The organism is Paenibacillus sp. 3LSP, from assembly GCF_032465655.1.
Lineage (GTDB): Bacteria > Bacillota > Bacilli > Paenibacillales > Paenibacillaceae > Fontibacillus > Fontibacillus barengoltzii.
In genome coordinates this window covers 1-10,670 of record NZ_JAWDJI010000189.1, presented here as the reverse complement: position 1 = coordinate 10,670, position 10,670 = coordinate 1, and the positions used below count along the sequence as shown (strand labels likewise).

At 52.9% G+C, this 10,670-nt stretch carries 10 protein-coding genes; 9 read left to right on the top strand and 1 reads right to left on the bottom strand.

The window, feature by feature from the left end:
* On the bottom strand, positions 1-364 hold a 364-nt coding region (locus RW092_RS16295; RefSeq protein ID WP_316010691.1), incomplete at its 3' end, for an IS1595 family transposase.
* A 786-nt stretch (positions 365-1,150) separates the two neighbouring features.
* Between RW092_RS16295 and RW092_RS16290 the strand changes: the two genes are divergently transcribed.
* The 9 genes from RW092_RS16290 to RW092_RS16250 all read left to right on the top strand — a co-directional run.
* Entirely contained in the window at positions 1,151-2,353 is a 1,203-nt protein-coding gene (locus RW092_RS16290) for a methyl-accepting chemotaxis protein (protein ID WP_316010692.1), read from the top strand.
* A gap of 124 nt (positions 2,354-2,477) precedes the next feature.
* Positions 2,478-4,001: a spore germination protein gene (locus RW092_RS16285; RefSeq protein ID WP_316010690.1), complete on the top strand. Its 1,524-nt coding sequence runs from the start codon at positions 2,478-2,480 to the stop codon at positions 3,999-4,001.
* Between the two features lie 5 nt (positions 4,002-4,006).
* Positions 4,007-5,212: a Ger(x)C family spore germination protein gene (locus RW092_RS16280; RefSeq protein ID WP_316010689.1), complete on the top strand. Its 1,206-nt coding sequence runs from the start codon at positions 4,007-4,009 to the stop codon at positions 5,210-5,212.
* Entirely contained in the window at positions 5,205-5,432 is a 228-nt protein-coding gene (locus RW092_RS16275; RefSeq protein ID WP_085169825.1) for a hypothetical protein, read from the top strand. The genes RW092_RS16280 and RW092_RS16275 overlap by 8 nt, the downstream gene beginning before the upstream one ends.
* A gap of 32 nt (positions 5,433-5,464) precedes the next feature.
* Entirely contained in the window at positions 5,465-6,541 is a 1,077-nt protein-coding gene (locus RW092_RS16270) for a GerAB/ArcD/ProY family transporter (protein WP_316010688.1), read from the top strand.
* Positions 6,542-6,628: 87 nt separating this feature from the next.
* Positions 6,629-7,486, top strand: coding sequence for a uroporphyrinogen-III synthase (locus tag RW092_RS16265; RefSeq protein WP_085169827.1), 858 nt, complete (start codon positions 6,629-6,631; stop codon positions 7,484-7,486).
* A 56-nt stretch (positions 7,487-7,542) separates the two neighbouring features.
* Positions 7,543-7,851, top strand: coding sequence for a phasin family protein (locus tag RW092_RS16260; protein ID WP_016314215.1), 309 nt, complete (start codon positions 7,543-7,545; stop codon positions 7,849-7,851).
* 4 nt (positions 7,852-7,855) lie between these two features.
* The gene (locus RW092_RS16255) at positions 7,856-9,526 is read left to right on the top strand and encodes an ABC1 kinase family protein (RefSeq protein ID WP_316010687.1); all 1,671 of its coding nucleotides are present in this window, start codon (positions 7,856-7,858) and stop codon (positions 9,524-9,526) included.
* Positions 9,527-9,571: 45 nt separating this feature from the next.
* The coding region (locus tag RW092_RS16250; RefSeq protein WP_316010686.1) for a DEAD/DEAH box helicase at positions 9,572-10,670 on the top strand (1,099 nt) is incomplete at its 3' end.

The following is a 10,670-nucleotide window of genomic DNA, read 5'->3' as shown; positions in this document are numbered from 1 at the left end:
GACGGATTTTGTGCAGCATGAGCCAGGCGGTCTTGTAGGTCACTTCAATGACCTGGCTCAACCGCAGCGCTGAGATGCCATCGGGAAGCAGGAACAACTCGAGGGCACGAAACCACTTCACCAGGGGCAGATGCGTTCTTTCAAAAATCGTACCGACCAAAGGAGAAGCTTGATAGCCGCATTTTCCACATTCAAACAAAGGTAGACGACGAGAGGATAGACGAGTGTACTCGGTATAAGCGCAACGCGGGCAAACGAAGCCATTTGGCCACTTCATCGCAATAATCGCCTCTATGCAATCTGCCTCGCTTTGAAAGCGGCTGCTGACAGTTTGAAACAGCTCCGTATTCATACCAAACTCCATGTCCGATCCCTCCAATTTCATTTTCCTAAACCTAAAGGATACGTACATATGTTCTCTTTTCTACATTATACCAAACACGAGTTCTGATATCAAGAAAAAAATTCCATAAATAATAGAAATGATCAGATTCCAGTAACCTACAACGCCGTCTATTGAGTTCCTCTAGACTGAACAAAAGGGATAATGGTGCAAAGAGGTGGCAAAAGAAGCAGAAAACAAAAAAACTAAGAGAATCAGGAGGTTTAGAAACTTAGAAGTTCAAGAAAATTTAGAGATCTAGAAGCTCCAGAAGCTCCAGAAGCTCCAGAAGCTCCAGAAGATCCAGAAGATCCAGAAGATCCAGAAATCCCACAAATCCCAGAAATCCCAGAAATCCCTATCCAAATCTCCACAGTTCTGAATAAAGGGGATAATCGTGTAAAAGAGGTGCGGAAATAGATTCGAACAGAGATGTGGAAAAAGACGTTGAAAGAGACGTTGAAAAACTCGATCTCTCTATTTCTGAACGAAAGGGATAATCATAAAAAGAAGTGCGCGAAAGACCATACGGGGCGGTGAGTTAACAGAGATCATGGGGGATTGAGGCATTTGGGCGGGGAGCAGACAGTCGGCAAAACACGGTGAGCAACGGGCAGCAGCTGTCAGAATATATTTTGCTTTTTTTGCATCTATATTCAAGACATGGTTCAACGAGTATAATCTAGTATTTATTATGTAAGAAAAGGAAGGTCATGAATGCAAAAACGCGTTAGGTTAGCACTATTATTGATACCCATTCTGTTGGCAGTGGTTCCTTGCATTCTAGCGCTGGTTATCAACGGCGAGGTCGGATCAACCTGGTATCTCATTACGGGCATCTCTATTGTGCTTGCGGTCGTAGCAACCATCGTACTCATCCGCATGATTGCTGTCCCGCTGGAACGTTTGACGGAAACAGCCAAGCGGATTAGTGAAGGGGATTTGACCCGGCGCTTGGACTATTTAAACCGGACGGATGAGATTGGCGCTATGGCGAACCAGTATCAACGGATGGTCGACCATCTTCGGGGGATCATCACCAGCATCCGCGATATAACGAACCAAGTCGTGACCACGTCCGAACGACTGTCTACCGGTGCGAAGCAAACGGCGGACACGATTGGACAAGTTAATGGTGCCCTTCAGGAGATTGCAGCCGGCAGCGAACGGCAGTTGTTTGAGTTGGAAGCCGGTGCCCAAAATATGGGAGAGATGTCCCGTCAGGCGAGCCAAATGTCGGAGCAAATCGTTAACCTTACGGAGACGATGGAGAAGACGACTGCCGCAGCAGAGGAAGGGAACACCTCCGTGCTGAGCGTTGTGGAGAAGATGGAACGAATTCAGCAAACCGTCGATGAATTGGGTGAGGTCATCCAAACGTTAGGCGAGCATACGGCCAATATCGGCGGGATTATCGAAGTGATTACAGGTATTGCCCAGCAGACGAACCTGCTGGCGCTAAACGCTTCAATCGAAGCGGCGCGGGCTGGTGAGGAAGGCCGCGGGTTTGCCGTGGTGGCTTCAGAGGTGCGCAAGCTGGCGGAAGGTTCCGAGCAATCGGCCAAGCAAATCGCGGAGCTGATCAGCAGCGTGCAGGCGGAAGTCGAACGCGCGGTCGTCTCCATGGAGGAGGCCAAGCAGGGCGTTCATGAAGGAATTCTCGCTGTTGATACCTCGGGCCGCTCGTTCTCGCGGATTCGCAAAGCGGTTCGCAGTGCTGCAGACAAGATGGAAGGCCTCGTTACAAGTGTTAAAGAGGTGGCTTCCGGTACGGCATTTGCCAAAGATGCCATTCAAGGGGATCGTCAGATATCCCAGGAACTCGCCAGCAAAACCCAAACAATTTCCGCCGCTGCGGAGGAGCAGCTTGCTTCCGTTGAGGAAATTACCTCTTCTGCTGCCCAGCTAGCTCAAATTGCTGAACAATTAAAAGCCAAAGTGGACAAGTTCCAGATGGATCGTAAAATCTGATTCATCAGCTACATTGCTCTCCGGTATTGGTCCGGAGGGCTTTTTTTGTCTACATACATTTTCCAAAATGGTACATTCTACATCATATCACCATGAATCGGCGGACCAGCAAGGAGTTGTTCCCATGAAGACCAAGGAACGAAAACAAGAGAATCGAATTAGCCGAGATTTAACGGAAAATATCAAGCAAGTAAAAAACGTATTCCAGGACTGTTCCGACGTCATCTACCGCGAGCTTCAACTCACCGAAGATATCCGCGGTTTGTTGGTATACATTGAAGGGATCGCTAAAGTTGAGGACGTTCAGCAGCATATCCTTCGTCCATTGATCGAGGGACTAGCCAAGTACCCGAACGCGAATGGGGACATCTATCCATTATCGCTTACGAGAATATCACTAAGCCAAGCAGAGGCTGCTACCGACTGGCCAACGGTGATAAATGGAGTATTAACAGCAAACGTGGCTATTTTCGTTGAGGGTATGAACGAGGTGTTGCTGTTCAGCGTCAAGGGCGGCTCGCGGCGGAGCGTTCAGGAGCCGCAGACCGAAGCGGTGATCCGCGGTCCGCGTGAAGGCTTCACGGAGTCGCTGCGGATTAACACCGCCTTGATCCGATTCAAAATCAAATCGGAGAAGCTGAAGCTAATCGACATGGTGATCGGTACGATGACCAAGACGGACGTCGCGATTGCCTATCTCGAGGGCGTAGCCGAGGTTTCGCTGATTGCCGACGTAAAAGACCGCCTCGAAAGCATCGATATCGATGGGATTCTGGAATCTGGATACATCGAGGAATGGATTGAGGATAATCCTTCGTCCCCGTTTCCGCAGATGCAATATTCTGAACGGCCAGACTCCGTTGCAGCGCAGCTGTTGGAGGGAAGGATCGCCATCTTTGTGGACGGCACGCCGTTTGTGTTGATCGCTCCTGTGACGTTGTGGCAGCTTCTGCAGGCCAGCGAGGATTATTACGAACGCTTTTTCATCAGTAATATGATTCGCTGGATTCGGATTTTTTTCTTGTTTCTGGCCCTGTTTCTGCCCAGCTTGTACATCGCGGTCACGACATTCCATCAGGATATGCTGCCTTCGACTTTAATCTTAAGTATCGCTGCCTCCCGGGAAGCCATTCCATTCCCCGCTTTGGTGGAGGCGTTTATTATGGAAATTTCTTTTGAAGCGCTGCGGGAGGCCGGCATTCGCCTGCCCAAAACGGTTGGGCAGGCGGTCAGCATTCTGGGGGCGCTGGTCATTGGGCAAGCTGCCGTCCAGGCCGGTATTGTGTCCGCGCCGATGGTTATCGTCGTTTCACTGACCGGGATCGCCTCTTTTACGATTCCACGTTTTAGTCTTGCGGTGACGGTTCGGATGCTGCGTTTTCCGATTATGCTGCTGGCCAGCGCCTTCGGATTATTTGGCATCGTCATCGGCGCCATTTGGATCGTCGTTCACCTGACGCAGTTAAAATCGTTTGGCGTGCCTTACATGAAGGGGGTAGCCCCATATGAACCAAGAGATATGAAGGATATTTTCAGCAGGGTGCCGATCTGGAAGATGAAGAACCGGCCTTCGGACGCAACCCGAGGGAACGTTCGTCGAATCGGAAAATCCCGTCCATTGGGGAGTGATTCCAATGAAGGATGGTGACGTTCGTGAAAGCAATTCTAGCCCTAGTTCGAACGATTAGCGTGTTCGTCTTGCTTCCCTGCCTGCTGACGGGCTGCTGGGATCGCATTGAAGTGAATGATGTCGCCTTTGTTTTGGCATCTGCGACGGATATGGATCAGGGACAAATTCGGTCAACTACACAAATCGCTTTGCCAAGCTCGCTTGGGGGCGCAGGCAGCCAAGGGGGCGGCGGCGGTACGTCCGGGAACAAAACTTACCTGCTGGTTTCCCAAACAGCGCCTACGGCATATCAGGCCAACAAAAAGGTACAAGACAGTTTGTCGCGGGTGATCAACTTCTCACACCGAAGGGTCACGATTATTGGGGAAGAGTTCGCCAAAGCGGGAATATCCGAGTCGATTGACATCTGGGCTCGGTTTCCGCAAAATCGGCTAACGACTTACATTGTACTTAGCCGAGGGCCAGGGTATAAATTGTTGGATATTGATGCCCCGATTGAGCAATCCCCTTCGGAAATGATTCGCGAGTTGGCCAAGTCGTCGATGCAAGAGCCGATCTCCATCCAAAGCCTGGCCAATGCCCTGCTAACCGAAGGAAGTGATATTGCACTTCCAGTCATGGTGACAACACTCAGTGTTCCCGAAAAGGTCGCGAATGGGCAAAGCTTAGTTAAATTGGATGGATTAGGTGTTTTTCATGGTGACAAGCTCTCAGGTTATTTGACCGATAAGCAAATGCCCATGGCGCTGATCGCGATGGGGCAAGCTTTGAATCCTAAAATCACGGTAGTGCTAGGCGAACATCAACCCCAAGAATCGGCGACGATCGTATTAAACCAAATCCATAGGAAAGTTCAGCCTCATCTGAAGGAAGAGCGCATCTCCTTCGACTTGGAGATCGAGGCGACCGGATTAATCTTGGAAAATACGACCCGGCAAAGTTTCGAACATACGATGATGATCTCGCTGGAGAAGCATGCCAATGCGTTACTGGATAAGGAGATCCAGGCTGTGATTCAAGAAACGTTTCAAAAGCACCGAGCAGATATTTATGGATTTAGCACCGCTCTGATCAGAAAGTACCCTGAGGAATGGAACAAAATTAAGTATCGCTGGCGTGATCTGCTGCCGGAGGTCGAGGTTCGCGTCCGTACAAAGGTTCATCTGGAGAATAGCGGCGAATTAATCGACTCGTTAGGGATTAAGGAGGGGCTGCTTAAGAATGATTAGTTCCTACATAGGATTGCTGCTATTGATTGTTTTCAGCTGCTGGCGGGACTGGGGGTCACTTCGGGAAGGAGGAGTACTGAGCCGATGGGCGTTTGGTTCAGTGATGGTCGTTGCTTTCGGAATTCTGATCTATGTGACCTGGTCCTCTCAAGTGTTCTATCCCACAGAGTGGCTGGGACGGGTGTTACAGTCGTTGGTCCCCTTTGATCATCATCATTGATACCCTACCGAATATGGAGGAGTGTGCCTGTCATGAAAATAACCAAACGGCAAATCACTCTGCTTGGTGTCCTGTACATCGGATCGATTTCGTATCTGCACACGTACACGTTAGCGACTCAAGCGGCTCACCAGCACGCTGTTATCAGCTATATCATCAGCGGGCTGATTTGTCTTCTGTCGTTGTGGTTGGTCGCCACGACGCTGAAGCGATTCTCAGACCGCAATTTGCTGCAGGCGTTGGCTGGGAGGTTTCCGATTTTTGGAAGAGTTCTGCTGGTCATCTACCTCTTGTTTCTCCTGTTTATTTGCGCAAGAGATATCCGAATTATCTCGGATTTTACCAATACGGTGTTGCTTAATCGGACACCGGTCCCGATTCTCGGATTGATGGTAACCGCAACGGCAGTTTACATCAGTCAGGGGGGCATTCGGGCTTTTTTGGGACTCAGTGAAATTTACGCACCGATTTTTATCGCCTCCATGTTTTTTGTGGTTTTGGTATTACTGCGAGATATACACCCGACATACCTGGTACCTTATTTTTCAATAAATTGGTATGGGATTACAGAGGGCGCCTGGTTTGTCTTCCCCTATCAGGCAGAAATTCTGGTGCTTCCGCTCGTGATTTCGGGTAAATACTACAAGGCTATCTCAGGCTATGTCGGCTTGGCCATAGGCACTGCCTTGATGGTGGTACTGTTGCTGTTATCGCAGATGGTGTTGGGGATTCCTTTGGTTGAAAGATTGATTCATCCTGGTTATGAGCTGATTCGTCAAATTCAGATCACTGATTTTATCGACCGCTTCGATTTGCTACTCCTGGGATTCTGGTACCCCATGGCCTTGAGCAAAATTGCGTTCGATCTCTATGTGCTGTGTTACACCTTGCAAATTGTCGTCCCCAAGCTGTCGGGTCGGCTTATGACAGCTCCCGCTGGCGCATTGGCTTTTGCCTGCTCCATCTGGTTCTTTAAAAATGCACTGCAGCTGTTTCACTTTAACTTCGTGCTTCCGCTGATCGCCATTACCTTCTACCTTGTCATTCCGATCCTGTTCTTTGTTATGCTGCGACCACGCGGAAATAAACCGGAACCGAAGGCAGGATAACGGCCGATCGCCGAAATGGCAATTTACTTCACTTTCTCCGTCGTATAAGCTGAAGGTAGTTAATAGGATAAACCTGGGAGGTATACGATGGCACGGAGACTGGAAGGGAAAAGAGTTGCATTAACTGGACCCCGTCGGGCAGAGGAACTAGGCAAGCTGGTAGAGAATATGGGAGGCATCCCGCTGTACCGTCCGGCACAGGGGACCGTGTTGCTCGACGATCAGGCGTTACGAAGCGGCATTGTCGATTGGGTGGAGCATCCGCCAGATTGGTCGATTTTTACGACGGGCATGGGGTTGGATGCGCTGTTCGATATGGCTCAGGAGATGGGGGTTGCCGATCAATTGCTGGAGCGCCTTCAAGAAGAGAACATTGCCGCTCGGGGCTACAAGACGGTGAATGCGTTAAAAAAACGGGGATTGACCCCGATCGTCCGCGACGATGACGGCAGCACAGAGGGCCTTATTCGCGGGTTAGCGCAACATGAATTGCGCGGAGCGAGCGTGCTGTTGCAGCTGCACGGCGACCCAGCGCCCCGATTGGTCGCGTGGTTAGAGGAGCAAGGGGCGAGTTGCCGCCAGTTGCTGCCCTACAAGCATATTGCACCTCCTGAAGCGGAGTTAGAGAAGTTGTTAAGCGATATTTTGGCTGGAGAAATTGATGCAGTGACGTTTACAAGCGGACCGCAGGTGCGCTTTCTGATGGAGCACGCAGCGCGCCAAGGACAACTTGACGCTTTGCTGGAGGCGCTGAAAGGTCCAGTACTCGCGGTGGCAGTGGGCAAAGTGACGGCAGCCGGACTGTACGAGGCAGGGGTGCCCCGGGTGCTGGCCCCCAAGGAAGAACGGATGGGCAGCATGATGGTGGAGTTAGCCCGCTATTATGCGGGGGAAGCCGAACCGCTCTTTGCAACTCCCAGCGGCGGGGATGAACAACGCGCTTAAATTGGGTAATGATAGGTATAGGTACTACAAACCTCAAAATGAAAGGATGATGGGCAATGAGCGATTTACTGAAAAAAGCGATTTCGCTGGGTTGGGGTTTGACGATCATGAGTAAGGAGAAGGTCGAAAGTATCGTCGATGATTTGGTGAAACGCGGAGAGCTGGCCCCTTCCGAATCGAAACAGCTGGTGGAGAAGCTGATTGAACGTGGTTCCGAGGAACAAAGCAAGTTCAAGGAGTTGGTGAACGAGCAGGTTCGGTCCGCGTTGCAGAACATGGGCTTGGCCACGGCAAAAGAGGTAGAGGAGTTGACACGGCGGGTAGCGGAGCTGGAAATTCAGCTCGCCGAGCTGCAGCAGCCTTAAAGCAATGAGCAGCTTCGTTCGACATACCGGCCGTTATCGTGAAATCGCCATGGCGCTTGGGCGCCATGGCTTTGGCTATTTGGCCGAGGAGATCGGTTTGGCTCGGCTGATCCGCTTGCCCTCGCGGCGGCGGCACACCAGCGAGCGGAGTTCGCGGACCTTGGCCGAGCGAATTCGGTTCGTGCTGGAGGAACTGGGGCCGACCTTCGTGAAAGTCGGCCAATTGGCCAGCACGCGCTCGGATTTGCTGCCGGAGGCGATCATCCAAGAGCTCGTCAAGCTCCAGGACCAGGTGGCGCCGTTTCCAGCGGCGGAGGCTCGCGCTATTTTGGAGGCGGAGCTGGACCAGCCGTTGGCGGGACTGTTCCAGAGCTTCGACGAGACACCGCTCGCGGCAGCTTCGATTGGCCAGGTGCACCGGGCCCGCTTGATTACAGGGGAGCCGGTTGCGATCAAAATCCAACGGCCCGGCATCGCCCCGGTCATCGAGACGGATCTCGACATCCTGCAGCATCTGACGATGCTGGCGAACAAACGCTGGTCCTGGGTATCCCGATATCAAATCCCCCAAATGGTTGAGGAATTCGCCCGCTCGATTCGTGCGGAGCTGGATTACGGCTTCGAAGGCCGGAATATGGAACGAATTCGCCGGCAATTCACGGCGGATGAGGGGATCTATATTCCGGAAGTCCATTGGCCGCTCACGACCTCCCGCGTGTTAACCATGGAATTCATAGAGGGGGAACACCTCAACCGCTTGCTGGCGATTGATGCGCTGGGGTACAACCGTAAGGAGTTAGCGGAGCGGTTGGTGAATGCGCTGCTGAAGCAAATTTTTGAGGGGGGATTTTTTCATGCAGACCCCCATCCTGGCAACCTGCTGGTGACGAACAAAGGAGAGCTCGCCTTCATCGACTTCGGTATGATTGGGCGGCTCAGCCAGGAGATGAAAGATCACCTGTCCTCGCTGGTGATCGCCTTAATGCGGCGCAGTACGGAGGGGATGGTGCGAGCGATCCTGCGCATGGGCCTCATCGGAGACGATGCGGATACGACCGGACTGCGCATGGATCTGGATCGGCTGCGTGAACGGTACTACGATATCCCGTTTGCGGAAATCCAAATCGGTCAGGCATTACAGGATCTATTTGCAACGGCCCAGAAGCATCAAGTCGTGTTGCCCGCTGACCTTTTGCTGTTAGGCAAAGCGCTGCTCACTGTTGAAGGGGTGGCGCTGGCACTCGATCCGGACCTCCGCATTTTGGATTTAGCGGAGCCCTTTGGACGCAAGCTGATGCGTGAAAAATATGCCGCGCGACGAATTGGCAAGAAGCTGATTGACGAAGCTGCCGAGCTGACGGATTCGATCGTGGATCTTCCGCAGCAGGTCCGCAAACTGTCGAGCGCGCTAGCTCGCGGCAAGCTGAAGATGGACATGAACGTTCCGGAGATGGAGCAGCTGCTTCGTAAGCTGGACCAAATCAGCAACCGTTTGTCGTTTAGCATCGTATTGCTCGCTTTCAGCATCATTATGGTAGGCCTCATCATCGGCTCTTCCCTTGCGCGGATGCCGACTTTACTTTGGAACATTCCAGCCATCGAAATCGGCTTTGTGGTCGCGACGCTGATGTTCCTGTGGCTGCTTTACTCCATCTTCCGCTCGGGCAGGTTTTGAGGATGTGTTACAATAGGGAAGCTGAAGAAGATGAGGTGAAACCTGTTGACAACTTTTGAAAGTTTAAATGTATCGCCCCTCCTGGTCCGCAAGCTGCAGGGACAAGGTATCGTGAACCCAACGCCGGTGCAGGCGGCAGCGATCCCTGTGCTGCAATCGGGCGAGGACGCAATCGTGCAGGCGCAGACCGGTACAGGCAAGACGCTGGCGTTTCTGCTGCCGATTTTGGAAAAGATTCGCCCGGAACGTCCTGAGGCGCAGGCGCTGATCATTACCCCGACGCGGGAGCTGGCGATTCAAATTACGGCGGAGGCTCGCAAGCTTGCGGAGGCCATTGAAGGTCTCTCCGTCCTGGCTGCTTACGGCGGTCAGGACGTGGAGCGGCAGCTGCGCAAGCTGAAGAACGGCGCGCAGCTGGTCATCGGCACGCCGGGCCGGCTGCTGGATCATTTGCGGCGGGGCTCGCTGACGCTGGGAGCCGTTCGCTACTTGGTGCTCGATGAAGCGGATCAAATGCTGCATATGGGCTTCCTGGCGGAGGTGGAGGAGATTCTGTCGCTCGTGCCGCGCAGCCGCCAAACGATGTTGTTCTCGGCAACGATGCCGGGCAATGTGAAGCGCTTGGCGAAAACGTATATGGACAAGCCGCGCGACATCCAGATCGCCGAAACCTCGCGCGTGACGCTGGACAGCATCCGACAGATCCTGGTGGAATGCACGGACCGCACCAAGCAGAGCGCGCTGATCGAATCGATCCGCAGCCAGCGTCCGTATCTGGCCGTGATCTTCTGCCGCACGAAGCGCCGGGCGAGTACGTTGAATGAAGCATTGCAAGCCGCGGGCTTCCAGTCGGACGAGCTGCACGGCGATCTGTCGCAGGCGAAGCGCGAGCAGGTCATGCGCGCGTTCCGCAGCGCGAAGCTGGAGCTGCTGGTCGCGACGGACGTTGCCGCGCGCGGCATCGACGTGGAAGGGGTCACCCACGTCTTCAATTACGACATTCCGCACGATGTGGACAGCTACATCCACCGCATCGGGCGGACCGGCCGCGCCGGGGAGAAGGGCGTGGCCGTGACCTTCGCAGCGCCGAAGGATATGGAGGCGCTGCGTCTGATCGAGCGGGGCATCGGCCGCAAGTTGGAGC